The 15,978-nt window shown below is 69.3% G+C and carries 18 protein-coding genes; 7 read left to right on the top strand and 11 right to left on the bottom strand.

Annotated elements, in window-relative coordinates; all coding sequences use genetic code 11:
- The first annotated feature begins 280 nt into the window (after positions 1-280).
- The 3 genes from ACN6O8_RS08545 to ACN6O8_RS08535 all read left to right on the top strand — a co-directional run bounded on the left by ACN6O8_RS08545 (position 281) and on the right by ACN6O8_RS08535 (position 2,648).
- Positions 281-811, top strand: a complete 531-nt coding sequence (locus tag ACN6O8_RS08545) for a GbsR/MarR family transcriptional regulator (protein WP_427990623.1) — start codon at positions 281-283, stop codon at positions 809-811.
- A gap of 110 nt (positions 812-921) precedes the next feature.
- Positions 922-2,178: an SDR family oxidoreductase gene (locus ACN6O8_RS08540; protein ID WP_427990622.1), complete on the top strand. Its 1,257-nt coding sequence runs from the start codon at positions 922-924 to the stop codon at positions 2,176-2,178.
- Complete coding sequence (locus ACN6O8_RS08535; RefSeq protein WP_427990621.1) at positions 2,175-2,648, top strand: DUF2269 family protein; 474 nt, start codon at positions 2,175-2,177, stop codon at positions 2,646-2,648. The genes ACN6O8_RS08540 and ACN6O8_RS08535 overlap by 4 nt, the downstream gene beginning before the upstream one ends.
- 67 nt (positions 2,649-2,715) lie before the next feature.
- Here ACN6O8_RS08535 and ACN6O8_RS08530 read toward each other — a convergent pair whose 3' ends face one another.
- The 10 genes from ACN6O8_RS08530 to ACN6O8_RS08485 all read right to left on the bottom strand — a co-directional run bounded on the left by ACN6O8_RS08530 (position 2,716) and on the right by ACN6O8_RS08485 (position 11,493).
- The gene (locus ACN6O8_RS08530) at positions 2,716-3,696 is read right to left on the bottom strand and encodes a Bug family tripartite tricarboxylate transporter substrate binding protein (RefSeq protein WP_427990620.1); all 981 of its coding nucleotides are present in this window, start codon (positions 3,694-3,696) and stop codon (positions 2,716-2,718) included.
- A gap of 97 nt (positions 3,697-3,793) precedes the next feature.
- Complete coding sequence (gene hpaH / locus ACN6O8_RS08525; protein ID WP_427990690.1) at positions 3,794-4,594, bottom strand: 2-oxo-hept-4-ene-1,7-dioate hydratase; 801 nt, start codon at positions 4,592-4,594, stop codon at positions 3,794-3,796.
- Positions 4,595-4,656: 62 nt separating this feature from the next.
- Complete coding sequence (locus ACN6O8_RS08520) at positions 4,657-5,064, bottom strand: nuclear transport factor 2 family protein (protein ID WP_427990619.1); 408 nt, start codon at positions 5,062-5,064, stop codon at positions 4,657-4,659.
- Between the two features lie 19 nt (positions 5,065-5,083).
- Positions 5,084-6,307: an NAD(P)/FAD-dependent oxidoreductase gene (locus tag ACN6O8_RS08515; RefSeq protein ID WP_427990618.1), complete on the bottom strand. Its 1,224-nt coding sequence runs from the start codon at positions 6,305-6,307 to the stop codon at positions 5,084-5,086.
- Positions 6,304-6,624 (bottom strand): non-heme iron oxygenase ferredoxin subunit, encoded by a 321-nt coding sequence (locus ACN6O8_RS08510; RefSeq protein WP_427990617.1) that lies wholly within the window; start codon positions 6,622-6,624, stop codon positions 6,304-6,306. The genes ACN6O8_RS08515 and ACN6O8_RS08510 overlap by 4 nt, the downstream gene beginning before the upstream one ends.
- A gap of 2 nt (positions 6,625-6,626) precedes the next feature.
- Positions 6,627-7,895, bottom strand: a complete 1,269-nt coding sequence (locus tag ACN6O8_RS08505; RefSeq protein WP_427990616.1) for an aromatic ring-hydroxylating dioxygenase subunit alpha — start codon at positions 7,893-7,895, stop codon at positions 6,627-6,629.
- Between the two features lie 22 nt (positions 7,896-7,917).
- The gene (locus ACN6O8_RS08500) at positions 7,918-8,409 is read right to left on the bottom strand and encodes an aromatic-ring-hydroxylating dioxygenase subunit beta (RefSeq protein ID WP_427990615.1); all 492 of its coding nucleotides are present in this window, start codon (positions 8,407-8,409) and stop codon (positions 7,918-7,920) included.
- Positions 8,410-8,437: 28 nt separating this feature from the next.
- The gene (locus tag ACN6O8_RS08495) at positions 8,438-9,538 is read right to left on the bottom strand and encodes a cupin domain-containing protein (protein WP_427990614.1); all 1,101 of its coding nucleotides are present in this window, start codon (positions 9,536-9,538) and stop codon (positions 8,438-8,440) included.
- Positions 9,539-9,626: 88 nt separating this feature from the next.
- Positions 9,627-10,625: an ornithine cyclodeaminase family protein gene (locus ACN6O8_RS08490; protein ID WP_427990613.1), complete on the bottom strand. Its 999-nt coding sequence runs from the start codon at positions 10,623-10,625 to the stop codon at positions 9,627-9,629.
- Complete coding sequence (locus ACN6O8_RS08485; protein ID WP_427990612.1) at positions 10,618-11,493, bottom strand: fumarylacetoacetate hydrolase family protein; 876 nt, start codon at positions 11,491-11,493, stop codon at positions 10,618-10,620. Before ACN6O8_RS08485 ends, ACN6O8_RS08490 begins: the two co-directional genes overlap by 8 nt.
- Positions 11,494-11,711: 218 nt before the next feature.
- Here ACN6O8_RS08485 and ACN6O8_RS08480 point away from each other — a divergent pair, with 218 nt between their 5' ends.
- Positions 11,712-12,431, top strand: a complete 720-nt coding sequence (locus tag ACN6O8_RS08480; RefSeq protein ID WP_427990611.1) for a GntR family transcriptional regulator — start codon at positions 11,712-11,714, stop codon at positions 12,429-12,431.
- Positions 12,432-12,467: 36 nt separating this feature from the next.
- Here the strand turns inward: ACN6O8_RS08480 and ACN6O8_RS08475 are convergent, their stop codons facing one another.
- On the bottom strand, positions 12,468-12,815 hold the full coding sequence (locus tag ACN6O8_RS08475; protein WP_427990610.1) for a hypothetical protein: 348 nt from the start codon (positions 12,813-12,815) through the stop codon (positions 12,468-12,470).
- A 108-nt stretch (positions 12,816-12,923) separates the two neighbouring features.
- On the opposite strand from ACN6O8_RS08475, the gene ACN6O8_RS08470 reads away from it, so the two are divergent.
- The 3 genes from ACN6O8_RS08470 to ACN6O8_RS08460 are packed head-to-tail and all read left to right on the top strand — an operon-like array spanning position 12,924 to position 15,945.
- Positions 12,924-14,066, top strand: a complete 1,143-nt coding sequence (locus ACN6O8_RS08470; protein ID WP_427990609.1) for an NAD(P)/FAD-dependent oxidoreductase — start codon at positions 12,924-12,926, stop codon at positions 14,064-14,066.
- Between the two features lie 13 nt (positions 14,067-14,079).
- Entirely contained in the window at positions 14,080-14,457 is a 378-nt protein-coding gene (locus tag ACN6O8_RS08465) for a RidA family protein (RefSeq protein ID WP_427990608.1), read from the top strand.
- 42 nt (positions 14,458-14,499) lie between these two features.
- Positions 14,500-15,945 (top strand): M81 family metallopeptidase, encoded by a 1,446-nt coding sequence (locus tag ACN6O8_RS08460; protein WP_427990607.1) that lies wholly within the window; start codon positions 14,500-14,502, stop codon positions 15,943-15,945.
- The last annotated feature ends 33 nt before the right edge of the window (positions 15,946-15,978 follow it).

Below are 15,978 nucleotides of genomic sequence, written 5' to 3'. Positions count from 1 at the left end.
GCCGCGCCGGCGCCGCGGCCGCCCCGCTCCCACACGCCTCGATCCAGTCGGCCGCCGTGTCGGCGATGCCATCCTGTAAGCAGAACCCCGGGGTCGCGCGCCAACATCGGCGCTGGCGTCAGGCCGGCCAGCACGCGCAGCGCGGCCTCGGTGTGGGCGTCGAGTTCACGCCACAAGGCGGATGGGTAATCGTGTTGGTTCAGGCCGCGGCTTAGCGGATCGGTTTTATTTCTGTTATTTCTGTCTTGACAGAAATAACAGAAATACCTACAGTGGCCCCATGAAACTGACTCCGATCGCCGAACGCTTCATCCTCCATTGGGGCGAAATGGGCTCGCGCTGGGGCGTGAACCGCACCGTGGCGCAGATCCACGCCCTGCTCTACCTGCTGGGCCGGCCCGTGCCGGCCGAGGAAATCGCCGAAACGCTGGGCGTGGCGCGCTCGAACGTCAGCAACAGCCTCAAGGAATTGCAGGCGTGGCGGCTGGCCAGGGTGGTGCACGTCATGGACGATCGGCGCGATCATTTCGAAACGTCCACCGATATCTGGGAACTGTTCAAGCTGATCGTCGAAGGCCGGCGCCAGCGCGAAATCGACCCTACGCTGGCGATGCTGCGCGATACGCTCGCCAGCCCCGAGATGGCCGGCGAACCCTCGCTTACGGCGCAGCGCGTGCGCGAGACGCTGGATTTCCTCGAAATCCTCACCACCTGGTCGGACGAAATGCTGCGCATGAAGCCCGAGACCTTGATGAAGACGCTCGGCATGGGCGCCAAGATCAGCAAGACGATGCGGCGCGGCAAGAGTTGACGGCACGGCGGGAGCACGCGTCCCGCCTTTTTTTATCTGGTTATTTCTGTCTATACAGAAATAACAGAAATTAAGGAATCGCCAGGCCGATGCGGCCGGAGGGGAATCATATGAATATCCTGGTATGCGGTGCCAATGGTTTCATCGGCCGCGCCTTGTGCCGGGCGCTGGCGCGCGACGGCCACCGGGTGCTCAAGGGCGTGCGGCAAGCGCGGCACGACGACGAGATCGCCATGGATTACCGTGTCGACACGACGCCTGCCGCCTGGGTCGACCGCCTGCGCGGAATCCACGTCGTGATCAACGCGGTTGGCATCCTGCGCGAGGGCGACGACGGCGATTTCGACCGGATCCATCACCGCGCCCCGGTGGCGCTGTTCGACGCCGCTGCGCAGACCGGCGTGCGGCGGGTGCTGCAGCTATCGGCGCTGGGCGCGCAGACCGGCGCCACCGCCTATTTCCGCAGCAAGCGCGCCGCCGACGAGCACCTGCGCGCGCTGCCGCTCGCGCATCACATCCTGCGGCCGGCGCTGGTATATGGCAGCCAGGGCGCGTCGGCGCGCTTTTTCCGCGCCCTGGCATCGCTGCCACTGCACGCCCTGCCCGCCGGCGGGCGCCAGCCGCTGCGGCCGATCCTGGTGGACGAACTGGCCGAGATCGTGGCGCGGCTGGTCAACGGCACGGCCGAGGCGCCGCCCGTGCTCGATCTGGTGGGCGGCACCGAGGTCTCGTTCCGGCAGATGCTGGCGCTCTACCGCAAGGCCATGGGCTTCGCGCCGGCATGCACGCTGGCCGTGCCCGGCGCGCTGGTGACGGCCGGCGCGGCGCTGTGCGACCGCCTGCCCGGTTCGATCCTGACACGCGACACCTGGCGCATGCTGCGCGCCGGCAACCGCGCCGAGCCGGCGGCCACCGCGCGGGTGCTGGGCCGGGCGCCCGCCGGCATCGACACCTTCATTGCCCCGGCCGAGGCGCCCGCGCTGCGCCAGCAGGCGCTGGCGGCCTGGCGCCCTGCCCTGCTGCGCGGCGCGCTGGCGCTGATCTGGCTCTGGACCGCGCTGTGCAGCGCCTTCATCTACCCGGTGGCCGACAGCCTGGCGCTGCTGGCGCGCGTCGGCCTGCAAGGCCCGGCCGCGCTGGCGGCCCTGTCGCTGGCCGCGCTGCTGGACGCCGGGTTCGGCCTGGCCACGTTGTGGCGGCCCGGCCGGCGGCTGTGGGCGGCGCAGCTCGCCCTGGTGCTGGGCTATTCCCTAGTGATCGCGGTGGCGCTGCCGGAATTCCTCTGGCATCCGTTCGGCCCGTTGCTCAAGAACGCCGCCGTCATCGCGCTCCTATTCATCCTGTTCAGCGAGGAAACCCGGCCATGAATGCCTATCTCACGATCAAGACCCTGCATATCCTGTCGTCGGTGCTGCTGGTGGGCACCGGCTTCGGCACGGCCTTTTACCTGTTCTTCGCCAACCGCACCGGCTCGGTGCCGGCGATCGCGGCGGTCGCGCGCTTGGTGGTGCGGGCCGACCTGTGGTTCACCACGCCGGCCGTGGTGGCGCAGCCGCTGACCGGATTGTGGCTGGCGCACACCGCCGGCTGGGACTGGACCACGCCGTGGATCGCGCTGTCGATCGGGCTGTACCTGCTGGCGGGCGCCTGCTGGCTGCCGGTGGTGTGGTTGCAGTACGAAATGGCGAAGATGGCCGCTGGCGCCCATGCGGCTGGCGCCACGGCGCTGCCGCCGCGTTACTGGCGCTTCGCGCGCCGCTGGGAATGGTTGGGCTACCCGGCGTTCCTGGCCATGGTGGCGGTGTATTTCCTGATGGTGCTCAAGCCGCCGCTGTAGCGGGCGGCAGCGGCCTGCCCGGCGCGGCCCCGGGGGCCGCGCCGGCCAACGCGGACCCCGCTGCGTATCAGTCGATGGCGGCGCCCGCGGTTTTGACCACCTTGCCCAGGCGCGTGTATTCCTCGGCGCCGAACTCGGCCAGCGACTGGCGCGAGGTCGGCGACGGGATCGCGCCGCGCGATTCCAGCGCCTGCTTCACCTCGGGGCGTTGCAGCGCCCGGTTCACGGCGGCGTTGAGCTTGTCGAGGATGGCGGCGGGCGTGCCCTTGGGCGCGTACAGCCCGTCCCAGGCGAAGAACTCGTAGCCCTTGAGGCCGGCCTCGCTCAAGGTCGGGATGTCGGGATTGGACGCCACCCGTTGCGGCGTGGTCACGCCCAGCGCCCGCAGCTTGCCCGCGGCGATCTGGCCCGACACGTTCGGCATCACGTCGATCAGCAGCGAGATGCGCCCGCCCAGCAGGTCGGTCATGGCCGCGCTGCCGCCCTTGTACGGGATGTGCATGATCTTGACGCCGGCCATCTGGTTCAACAGTTCACAGGCCAGGTGCGACGAGGTGCCGTTGCCGGCCGAACCACAGGTCAGTTCGCCCGGGTGCGACTTGGCGTACGTCAGCAGTTGCGCCAGCGACTTGAAGCGCTCGTCGGCGGCATTGACCACCAGCGCGGCGGCGATGACGGTAAAGCGCGAAACCGGCTCGAAGTCGCCCGGCGCGTAGCCCGGCGACTTGTACAGCCAGTGGTTGGTGGCCTGGGTGCCGTTGGTGCCGTACGACAGTGTGTAGCCGTCGGGACTGGCGCGCGCGACGATGGCGGTGCCGATGTTGCCGCCGGCGCCGGGCCGGTTCTCGACGATGATGGACTGGCCGAGTTCGCGCGACAGCGGCTCGGCCACCAAGCGCGCCAGCGTGTCGCCGCCACCGCCGGCCGCGAACGGCACGACCAGCGTGATCGGACGCGTGGGCCAGTCGGGGCCCTGTGCCAGCGCGGCGCCGGACGCCAGCGCCAGGCATGCTGCCGCAATGCGGAGCGGGGTCTTGAAGGGGGTCATGGTTTGTCTCCTTGGGGGGCGGGACGCGTCCGCGGGTTATGGTGTATCGGACGCGCCGGATGGCAAAAGCGTAGCGCCGGGGAAGTCTTGCGGGCGGTCACACGAAACGGCAACTGACCGCGCCAAGCCGGCCATAATCGACGTGGAAGGTGTCGCCGCTTTCGGCGTACACCGGCCGCGTGAACGAACCGCTCAGGATGATCTGGCCGGGCTCCAGCGCAACGTCATAGCCGGCCAGTTTGTTGGCCAGCCACACCACGCCGTTGGCCGGATGGTTCAGCACGCCCGCCGCCAGGCCGGTTTCCTCGATCACGGCGTTGCGCGACATCAGCGCGCCGACCCAGCGCAGGTCGAGCTCGCCGACGCGCACCGGCCGTCCGCCCATCACCACGCCGGCGTTGGCGGCGTTGTCGGCGATGGTGTCGAACACCTTGCGCGGCCGCTTGGTGTCGGGGTCGATCTGGTGCGAGCGCGCGTCGATGATCTCCAGCGCGGGAATGACATAGCGCACCGCGTCCAGCACGTCGAACAACGTCACGCCCGGGCCCTTGAGCCGGCGTTCCAGGATGAAGGCCAGCTCGACCTCGACGCGCGGCACGATGAAACGGTCGCGCGGGATCTCGGCGCCGTCGTCGAACAGCATGTCATCGAGCAGCGCGCCATAGTCGGGCTCGTCGATCTGCGAAGACAACTGCATGGCGCGCGACGTCAGGCCGATCTTGTGGCCGACCAGCCGGCGGCCGCCGGCGATCTTGGCCGCCACCCATTCGCGCTGGATGGCATAGGCGTCGGCGACGGTGATATCGGGGTGCTCCAGCGACAGTTGGCGCACCTGCGTGCGGTTGCGTTCGGCGTGGTCCAGGCGCTGCGCCAGGGCCTTGATGGTGGCGGCATCCATGGGGTTTCCTTGGGGTGTCATGGGATTTTCCGGCAGGGTTTCGGGCGTGTCATTGGGGCTTGTCATTCCGGCGGCAGATGGCGCCGGCTGCGCTTTTCCGCCAGCAGCCACTGCTGGCCGCTGGCGACCAGCCGGTCCTGGCAGTCGCGGATGGCGACCAGGCGCGGCGCCCCGCCCTGCGTCTGGGGATCGCTGTCGTAGGCGGTCAGGAAGTAGCCCACCGTGGCCTGATCCGCGCGGTGTTCGAGCAGCCGCAGGTTGGTGATGACGTGGCAGGTGGTGCGCTGCGGCGGCCGCGCCTCCAGCGCCGCCAGCACGTCGCGCGGGCCGGTCAGCAAGCGGCCCTGACGCAGCCAGGTGCCATCCGGCGCCATGAGCGCGGCGGCAGCTGCGTGGCGCCGGGTATCCAGCGCGTGAAAGAAGGCCAGGACGACCGCCTCGCAGGCGGCCTTGACGGTTTCGGTCTGCATTGGGTGCTCCATCGTGGGTTCAGCCGATCCGGGCGCTGGACAGCGGCGCGTCGGCACGCGCCAGCCGGCCGGGGTCCACCCGGGCGCCCTGGGCGATCCATTGGCGCAACGGGCGCAGTTCGCGCGCCGCGTTCACCGCCACGGCGCCGACGACGCGGTCGCCCTCGTCCAGCGCCACCGACAGCAGCGCCCGTGCGTCCGCCTGCGGCCGCAGCACTTCGCGCCTGGCCCGCGCCGGAAATCCGGCGATCTGCACCATGGCATCGTATTGCTCCGACCAGACCGCGCCGCTGGGCACATAGGGCTGGCCCGCATCGAGCGCCGCACAGGCCGCGGCCGCGCCCTGATCCTGCGCGTTCTGCCAGGATTCCAGGCGCAGGGGGCCGGCAGCGGATGCGGCCACCGCCACGTCGCCGGCCGCCAGCACGTCGGGCGCCGAGGTGCGGCAGTATTCATCGACCAGCACGCCGCGGTCGCAGGCGATGCCGGCCGCGCGCGCCAGCGTGTCGTTGGCTTGCATGCCGACCCCGAGCACCACGGCGTCGGCCTCCAGATGGCCGCCGTCCGCCAGCTCGGCCACGCAGCTTCCATCCGGCCGCGCTTGCACCGCCCGCAGACCGGTGTCGAAACGCAGCGTCACGCCCTGGGCGCTGTGCAGCGCCGCCAGGTGGGCCGAGACGCCAGGCGGCACGCTGCGGGCGCACAGGCGCGGTGCCTGCTCCAGCACCGTAGTGGCACAGCCCGCCTGGCGCGCGGTGGCGGCCACTTCCAGGCCGATCCAGCCGCCGCCGGCGATCACGACGCGGCGCCCGGGGCCCAGGCGGGTCCGCAGGCGCAAGGCATCGTCGCGGGTGCGCAGCACATGCACGGCCGGGCCGTCGACGCCAGGCAAGGCCGGCACGATGGGACGGCCGCCAGTGCACAGGATCAGCTTGTCGTAGTCGAGTACGGCGCCCTCGGAGGTCTCGACCTGGTGGCGCTCGGGCCACAGCCGCGTCGCCGCCACGCCGGGCCGGAAAGTGATGTCCAGTTCGGCCAGGCGTTCGCGGGAAAACAGTTCGGTGCTGTCGGGCGCGGCCTGGCCGCCCAGCACCGCCTTGCTCAAGGGCGGCCGCTCGTACGGCGCATGCGGCTCGTCACCCAGCAGCACGATGCGGCCGCGGTAGCCACGCCCGCGCAGCGTGGCCGCGGCCCAGCCGCCCGCCTGCCCCGCGCCGACGATGACGATGGCGCCGGCGCTCACGCGGCCTCCGGGCTCAGGTAGATCGTGCCGCCCTCGACCCGCACCGCGTAGCGCCGCAGGTCGGTGGTGACGGGCGGACATTGCGGCTTGCCGCTGCGGATGTCGAACACGCCCTGGTGCAAGGGGCATTCGATGGTGCCGTTTTCCAGATAGCCATCGGCCAGGCTGGCGTTGCCGTGCGGGCAGCGGTCCTGGGTGGCGCAGATCTCGCCCTGCAGGTCGTACAGGCACACGGCCTCGCCGTCGAGCGCGACGCGCAGCGTGCCGGTGTCGGGGGAAATGTCGCCCACCTGGGCGACCGGAGTCCAGGTCGTCATGGTCACAGCCCCATCGCTTTGCGGTAGTAGTCGTAGAACGAGCGGATCAGCACTTCGGTCACCATGTAGTCGGCCGGCTCGGTGTCGCGCCCGCCCATCTCGACGATGCCGCGCGCCTCGGGATAGCCGGTGACGCCGATCTGCACCTGGTTCAGCATTTCGCTGTCGTCCATCGAGACGAAGCCGGCCGGGCCGAGCAGGTTGGCGTGCTTCAGGCGCAGGCGGGTCATTTCCTCGTCGTCGTCCTCGTAGCCGTAGTAGGTGAACACCAGTTCGTGCTCGGTCGGGCTGCGCGGAATCACGTGGCGGGTCTTGAGCGAATTGGCCTGGATGCCGAACTGCGCGGCGGGAAAGACCCAGGCGCCGCCGACCCGGCCGCGGTTGAATTCGGCGCGCGGGGTCACGGTTTCCAGATCGAGCAGCTCCAGGTCGTCGCGAAAGCGGCTCATTTCGCTGGTGGCCTCGGTCTTCTTCTTGCCTTCGTTGTGCGACACCATCACGCTGTGCGCGCCGCCGCCAGTGGGAATGCACTCGGACTTGGAGTCCGCGCGCCACAGGCCGAAGGTGATGTAGAAGGTGTGCAGCAGCGTCGCGTGGTACGGGTCCTTCAGGTTTTCCAGGTACATCTTCCAGTTGCTGGGGATCAGTTGGCGGCTGTAGCCCAGCAGCTTGAGCTTCTTGCCCGGCAGCATGTGGTCGATCTCGGCCAGCACCTCGGGGCCGCAGTATTCCTCGAAACTGGGCGCATCGTCGGCGAACGTGGCCCAGATCGAGCCGCCGCGGTTGACGCTGCGCAGTTTGCGGATGCCGTTCTGCTTCGGATCGAAGTCGCGCGGCATGCCGCCCTTGCCCATCGCGCCACGGCGAAACGGCACGCCCTGCAGGTTGCCGTCCAGGTCGTAGTTCCACTGGTGGTATGGGCAGGTGAAGTCGGCCACCTTGCCGGTGTTCTGCCAGCAGATCTGGGCGCCGCGGTGGGCGCAGCGGTTCTCCAGCACGTTGATCTCGCCGCTTTCGGTGCGCACCATGATGACCGGGCGGTTGCCGATCCAGTTGCGCTTGTAGCAGCCGGTCTCGGGCACTTCGCACTCCAGGCCCACGTAGTTCCAGGTGCGGCCGCCGAAGAACACGTCCATTTCCTTCTGGAAGATGGCCGGATCGGTGTAGACCCAGTTGGGAATGCGCGTGTAGCCCTCCTTGGGCCAGCGGCGCTCGAGATGGATGGGGGCCGCGGCGGGAGCGTCCAGCACGGCGGAATCGGAACAGGTCATGGCGGGTTTCCTGGCAGCGGGATCAGAGGGGAACGATGAGCGAGGTGCGCACGCGGTAGTTGTCGTAGACGCAGTCGCGGCGGGTCAGCAGCGGACCCTGCGGCGTCAGGCGCAGTTCGTCCAGGTAGCGGCCCACCATGTTCAGCGTGGGCTCGCGGTCGGACAGCGACTCCATCACGGCGAAATTGGCCTGGGCCACGATGCGTTCGCCCTGCGCCTCGATGACGCGCACGCCGCTGATGAAGTGGCGCAGCGAACGCGGCTCGAACATGGTGGTTTCGCGCAGCGCGGTGACGCGGTCGCGCAGCATGTTCTTGTTCATGCAATAGATCAGGCCGAGCGGCAGGCCGGCGTCATGGTTCTCGCGCGACAGCACGCGGTAGTGGCAGTCCTCGGTGAAGAAGTCGGGCCATTCCTCCAGCCGGTCTTCGTCCAGGCAGTAGGCGTAGTCGTCGTAGAAGTCGCGCAGCCGCGCGCGCAGCGAGGTGTCGTCGGGCAATGGGATCTGGGTCATGGGAATTTCCGGGATGCGAGGGGCGCGCTCAGGACGCGGCGGCCAGTTGCGCCAAGTTGCTTTCGAAGCCGCTCTGGCTGCCGAGCGCCAGGATCGGTTCCTGCATGCGCTCCTGCCAGATCAGCGATTCCATGGCGATCTGCAAGGGATGGTCCTGCACCGTCAGGGCCGAGGTGGTTTCGGTGCCCGAATGGTGCGAGTGCATCGCCCAGCCGGGCGCCGACAGGATCAGGTCGCCGGCCTTCCAGTCCAGCCGCACGCCGTTGACCTTGCTGTAGCCGTTGCCGCGCAGGTAGTAGTTGATGGCCGACGAACTGTGGCGGTGCGGCACGTGGTGGTTGTCCGGCGGCGACGACGAGATGGTGGCGAAGAAGCTGTGGGTGGTGCCGATGCGGCGTTCGGTGGCCGGGTTGTACAGCACGAACAGGCGGCGGCCGTTGTAGCCGCGCGCCATCTCCTCGACGCTGGGCAGGTGCCGCGAGACGGCCGCCCAGGGCCAGTGCAGCGCCTTCGATTCCACCACGTCGATGTCGATCAGCCATTCGTAGCCCATCAGCCAGGCGCCTTCCGGGGTGATCTGTTCGCGCAGCGCCAGGTCGCGGGCGCGCGCCGCCTCGGGCGAGCGGGCGGGCGCCGGGCGGGTGTTGGCGTCGGCCGGCGGCACGTCGCCCTCGAATTCCTCGACGTAGTGGATCTCCAGCTTTTCCAGCAGCGGCGCATTGGAGTACGACAGCCGCACCCAAGGCGTCTTGCCGTCATTGCGGTACGAATGCACCTGCATCGCCGGCGTGTTCCACACGTCCCAGCGGCCCACCGCGATGTCGCGGCCGGCCACCGTGGCCACGCCCTCTCCGCTGATACAGATCTCCAGCATGTTGGAGTTCTTGCGCAGGTTGAAAGTGCGCTCGCCAGGGTTGACGACGTTGATGGTGACGTCCGTGCCGGGCGCCAGGCCCAGTCCCGGCGCGGTGGCCTGCGGATGCACGATGAGCGCGGCGCGGCGGCCGTTGGCGGGGCGCGGCGCGTCGATCAGGCGGGCGATTTCCTGGTCGATCTCCTCCTTGGGGATCACGATCGATGGCCATTTGTTCTGTTCGCGGGGCGCGGCCCCGCTGACGTCGACGAACATGTCTGTCTCCTGTGGCCGGCGGCGGTGGGCGCCGCCAGCGTGGTGATTGAAAGTGGGAAAAACGGGGGTGCGAAGGGATGGATCGGACTCAGGCTTGCGCCAGCAGCAGGTTTTCGCGGGTCTGGGGCGGCAAGGCGACACCCAGCCCGTGCTCACGGGCGTGTTCATACGCCACCTGCGCCATCGCCAGATCCGACAGGCCCATGCCCATGCCCTTGAACAGCGTCAGGCGCGCGTCGGGCGCGCGGGTCTCGCCGCGCGCCAGCAGCTCGCCCAGCACCGCCACGCCGTCCCACGCCGCGCCGTCCGCGCCGTAGCGTTCGCGCAGTTCGCGCGAGCCGCGCCGGGCGTTCTCCAGGTCGTCCACCACCACGCGGTCGGCGCGCTCGAACACGTCCTGGGCGAACTCGGCCTTGGCCGGCAGGATGGCGCCCACGGCATTCAGGTGGCGGCAATCGGCCAGCAGCGCCGCGTCGACAAAGGGCTCGACCGCCCGGGTGATCAGCGTGACGATCTCGGCGCCGGCCAGCGCGTGCTCCAGCGTCGGCGCCGCTTCGACCGCGAAGGCGTACTTGCCGGCCACCGCGTCGACGAAGGCGCGGCGCTTTTCCGGCGTCGGGCTGTAGATCCGTACCCGTTGCAGCGGGCGCACCGCCGCCAGCGCCGCCAGTTGCGTCACCGCCTGCGGCCCGGTGCCGATCAGCGCGGCCTGCGTGGCGGCCGCGGGCGCCAGGGCGCGGGTGGCCACGCCGCTGATGGCGGCCGTGCGCAGCATGCCCAGCGCGCGCGCCTCGATCACGGCCCGCAGCAGGCCGGTATCGGCATCGAACAGGCTGTACAGCGAACCGCCGCCCGCCTTGGTGTGAACCCAGGTCTTGAAGCCGGCATAGCCGCCGGGACCGGGCCGCACGGAACCCAAGGCATGCATCGAGCTGCCGTCGCCCCAGGTGGTCAGCGCCTTGGGCACGTTGCGCGCGCCGCCGCGCGCCTGCGCCACCAGCATCTGTTGCAACGCGTCGATGGCGCGCGGGATGGTCAATGCCGCCACCACGTCTTTTTCGGTGAGATACCGCAATGCCTCAGTCATGCTTGTGTCCTTGGTTGACCTGGCCGTGGACCGGTTCGTCCACCACCGTATTGCGCAGCGTCCCGACGCCCGGGACTTCGACCTCCAGCGTGTCGCCAGCCGCCAGGAAGCGCGGCGGCTGGCGGCTGGAACCGACCCCCTCGGGGGTGCCGGTGGCGATCACGTCGCCGGGAGCCAGCGGAGTGAAGCTGCTGATGTAGGCGATCAGTTCGGGAATCGGGAAGATCAGGTCGGCCAGTGCGCCCTGCTGCACGGTCTCGCCGTTCAGGCGCGTTTCGATCCGCAGCCGCGCCGGATCGCCGATCTCGTCGGCGGTCACCAGCCAGGGGCCGATCGCGCCGCTGCGCTCGAAGTTCTTGCCCGGGGTCACCTGGGCGTTGTGCTTCTGGAAGTCGCGCACCGAGTTCTCGGCCAGGCAGGTGTAGCCGGCGACGTGGTCCAGAGCATCGCGCGCCGCGATGTGGCGTCCCGCCCGGCCGATCACCACCGCCAGTTCGCCCTCGTAGTCGAAACGGTCGGAGGCGCGCGGCTTCCAGACCGGTGCGTCGTGACCGACGAAACTATCGGGATAGCGGGCGAACAGCGAAGGATGGCGCGGTAGTTCGCGGCCGGCCTCGGCCACGTGGCGGCCATAGTTCAGGCCGACGCAAAGGATCTTGCGCGGCGCGGGCACCGGCGCCAGCCATTGCAGGCCGGCCAGGGCAATGCCGGGGCCGTCCAGGCCCGCGGCCGCCCGCGCAATCGCCTCGACCCCGGCGGCCAGGGCCGTGGCCAGGTCGGGCCAGTGCCGCGTCAACGGCATCACTTCGGCGCCGCGCAGCACGCCCCAGGCCGGCTGGCCCGCATGTTCGAAGCTGATCAGCTTCATTTTGTCTCCTGTCCTGTGAACGGTCTGCCTGGCATGCAATTGAGTGACGGATTGCATGCATTCGGTGGCTTTTATTGGCCTTGACCGCTGTTTTTCCGAATTATTGCATGCAATTTTGATTAATCGCAAGGCTCAATCGATTTTTTCTTGAGCGATTGCATGCAATTTTGTAGGTACACTGGAGACCCTTTCAGATACGTTCCCGCCGACGCTCCGCTATGGCCGCTCAGATCGACAAAGTGATTTCCGAACTCCGGGACATGGTGCTTTCGGGCGCCCTGCAACCCGGCGAACGCGTGGTGGAGTTGCAGTTCTCGGCGCGCCTGGGCGTGTCGCGCACGCCGCTGCGCATTGCGTTGACCGAGCTGGAAAAAGAAGGCCTGCTGGAGCGGCTGCCGTCGCGCGGCTTTCGCGTGCGCGCCTTCACCGTCGACGAGATCGGCGACGCGGTGGAAGTGCGCGGCGTGCTGGAAGGCATGGCGGCGCGGCTGCTGGCCGAGCGCGGCGCCAGCGCCGAGGTGCTGGAACAGTTGTCGCAGGCCGTCGAGGAAGGCCGCGCCCTGCTGGCGCCGGCGCGGCGCGATCCCAAGGTCACGGTGGATGCGCGCGCCTGGGGGCAGATCAACCGCCGCTTTCACGAGATCCTGTGCGAAGCGGCCGGCAATCGTGCGCTGCTGTCAGCGCTGGAACACAACAACAAGACGCCGCTGGCCGGCCCGGCCGCGCTGACGCTGCCGTCCACCCCTTCCCTGCTGGAGACGCCCTTCGTATTGCGGGCGCAGGCGGATCATGAAGACCTGCTGCGCGCCATCACGCGGCGCGAGGCGGTCCGGGCCGAGAACCTGATGCGCGAACACGCCTATCGCAGCCGCGAGAACAAGCGAGTGCTGCTGGAGTCGCTGCGCGGGGGCGTGGCGGGGCCGGCGGATGGCGCGTGACCGCCTGATGGGCGCTGCCCCCAGGCATGGCGGCTGTCAGAACAACCGGCGCACGCGTTCGCGGATGGCGCCGGCATAGGCCCAGCACCACACCGCCAGCGCCAGCATCGCCACCGTGAAATAGGCGCGCGCTTGCAGCGGCACGGGATTCAGGCGCGACAGCGTGGGGAACGGCTCGTAGCCGATGAAGTCGCTGGCGGCCAGCGCGCTGAACAGCAGCGCCAGCACCGGGCCGGTGAAACGCGGCCGCTCGCCGCGGGTGCGCGGGTCGGCCCGGAAATACCAATGGAACAGGCGCAGCAACTGGATCACGACGGCGGCCAGCGGAACGACCAGGGCAAGCTGCAGCACGAGCAGCGCAACGATGACTTGAGTGGGAAGCATGGCCGCGATTTTACGCGGCTCCGGGACAACCCCTATTACCCGCCCCATTCCAAACAACTATCGTATTCGAGAATTATCAAATAAGAGAATTCTCGCTTCCGACAAGACATGGCCGCAGACCCGATTTACGATTACGCCGTCATCGGCGCCGGCATCGCCGGTGCCTCCGTGGCCTACCGCCTGAGCGCGACCGCCTCCGTGGTGGTGCTGGAGCGCGAAGCGCAGCCCGGCTACCACTCCACCGGCCGTTCGGCCGCCATGTTCATGGAGACCTACGGCACCGAACAGATCAAGGCGCTGACGCGCGCCAGCCGCGATTTCTACGAACATCCGCCGCAAGGGTTCTGCGAGCATCCCCTGCTCAGCCCGCGCGGCGTGCTGTATATCGCCGCGCCGGACCAGCAGGACCTGCTGCGCGAGGTCTACGACGAATTCCGCAGCCAGTCGCCCAACGTCACGCTGATCGACGCCGCGCAAGCCTTGGCGCGGGTGCCGTGCCTGCGGCCGGAGCAGTTGTGCGGCGCGATCGAGGAACCGGACGCCCGTGACATCGACGTGCATGCGCTGCACCAGGGCTTCCTGCGCGGCATGACGCGCCAGGGCGCGGTGCTGCGCAATCGCGCCGAACTGGTGGCGGCCTCTTACGCGGACGGCGCCTGGACGCTGACGCTGGCCGATGGCGCCAGCTTGCGGGCGCGGGTGCTGGTGAACGCGGCCGGCGCCTGGGCCGATCACGCCGCAGAACGCTGCGGCGTGCGGCCGGTGGGCCTGCAACCGTGCCGCCGCACGGCGTTCACCTTCAGCGGGCCCGAGGATGTCGATTTCTCGCATTGGCCAGCCGTGGTCGGGGTCGACGAGAGTTTCTACTTCAAGCCCGACGCCGGCCAATTGCTGGGCTCGCCCGCCAATGCCGATCCGGTGCCGGCGCACGACGTGGTGCCCGAGGAGCTGGACGTGGCCACCGGCATCTACCGCATCGAAGCGGCCACCTGTCTGACCATCCGCCGCCCGCGTCACACCTGGGCCGGGCTGCGTTCGTTCGTGCCCGACGGCGACTTCGTCATCGGCTGGGACAGCGCCAGCCCCGCTTTCTTCTGGCTGGCAGCGCAGGGCGGCTACGGCATCCAGTCCGCCGCCGGCGTCTCGCGCCTGGCGGCCGACCTGTTGCAGGGCCTGCCGCTGGACGCCAGCCTGGCGGCCCAGGGCGTCGACCCCGCGCGCCTGGCGCCGTCCCGTTTCACCCGATCCTGAAAGGAGCATTGCCATGAGCCACGCCATCGAACGCCTGCCGAGCAGCCTGCCATTCCCGTTTTCGCGGGCGGTGCGAGCCGGCGGCTTCCTGTTCCTGTCGGGCCAGGTGCCGATGAGCGCCACCGGCGAGGTGGTGCGCGGCGACATCCAGACCCAGACGCGCGCGGCCTGCGAGCGCATCGCCGAAAGCCTGGCGGCCGGCGGCGCGCGGCTGGACCAGGTGGTCAAGGCCACCGTGTGGCTGTCCGACATGGGCCATTTCGCCGGCTTCAACGAGGTCTACAAGGAATTCTTCGGCGCGGCGCTGCCGGTGCGTTCGACGGTGGCGTCGGCGCTGGCGTTGAACGTCGACGTGGAGATCGAAGTGCAGGCGTACATCGGGCAGGACTGAGCTGCGCCGCGCGCGGACATCCACACAGAACGGAGCGATCGCATGAAGATTTTTTCCGGGTCCCTGGCGACCGAGACCAACACCTTCTCACCCATCCCGACCGGCCTGTCGGCCTATCGGTCGCGCGGCTACTATCCGGCCGGCCAGCACCCGGACCGCATGCAGATGTTCTCCGGCCCGCTGTGGGCCGCGCGCCAGCGCGCCCAGGGCAAGGACTGGACGCTGATCGAGGGCATGACGGCGGGCGCGACCCCGGCCGGCCCGACCACCCGCCACGCCTACGAAACCCTGCGCGATGAATTGCTGGACGACCTGCGCCGCGCCGGCAAGGTCGATATCGCGCTGTTCGGCCTGCATGGCGCCATGGTGGCCGATGGCTACGACGATTGCGAGGGCGACCTGCTGCGGCGGGCCCGCGAGATCGTCGGCCCGGACACCGTGATCGGCGCCGAGCTGGATCCGCACTGCCACCTGACCGACGCCATGGTCAATAGCGCCGATTTCCTGGTGTGCTTCAAAGAATACCCGCACACCGACATCCTGGAGCGCGCCTACGACCTGGTCGACCTGTGCGTGGCGCGCGCCGAGGGCCGCATCCAGCCGGCGCGCGCGGTCTTCGACTGCGAAATGATCTCCATCATGCACACCAGCCGCGAGCCGATGCGCGGCTTCGTCGACCGCCTGCTGGCGCTGGAAGGCAAGCAAGGCGTGCTGTCGGTGTCGATCGCGCACGGCTTTCCGTGGGGCGACACGCCCGACATGGGCTCCAAGGTGCTGGTCTACACCGACGGCGACGCCGCCCAGGCCGAACGGCTGGCGCGCGCGCTGGGCGAAGAGATCATTGGTTTCCGCGACCAGTTGGCGCCGCCCTACCCCGGCGCCGACGCGGCGCTGGACCAGGCGCTGGCGCTGGCCGACTTCCCGGTGGTGCTGGCCGACTCGGCCGACAATGCCGGCGGCGGCGCACCCAGCGACGCCACCTTCATCCTGGCGCGGGTGCTGGCGCGCGGCATCCAGGACGTGGCGACCGGCCCGTTCTGGGATCCGGTGGCGGTGCAGCTGTGTTTCGAGGCCGGCGCGGGCGCGCGGATCAAGCTGCGCATCGGCGGCAAGGTGGCGCCGGTGTCGGGCCAGCCGCTGGACCTGGACTGTGAGATCGTCGCGCTCAAGCGCGACGCCATCATGACCGGCCTGGCCGGCACGCCCGCGTTGCTGGGCGACGCGGCCGTGGTGCGCAGCCAGGGCGTGACCATCGTCATGACCACCCACCGCACCCAGGCCATGGACACCGACCTGTTCACGCAATTCGGCGTGGACCTGGGCGCGATGAAGCTGGTCATCCCGAAGTCGTCGCAGCACTTCTACGCCTCGTACGCGAAGATCGGCCGCCACGTCATCTACGTCGAGACGCCCGGCGCGATCACGCAAGACTACAACGCGCTGCCGTTCACCAAGCGCAAGTTGCCGAAATGGCCCTTCAAGGGCTGATATCCAACCCATTGCCCACGCCGGCAATGGGAA

The sequence above is a fragment of the Achromobacter sp. genome, from assembly GCF_050285565.1.
Classification (GTDB): Bacteria; Pseudomonadota; Gammaproteobacteria; order Burkholderiales; family Burkholderiaceae_B; genus Achromobacter.
This window is presented reverse-complemented; position numbering and strand designations above follow the sequence as displayed.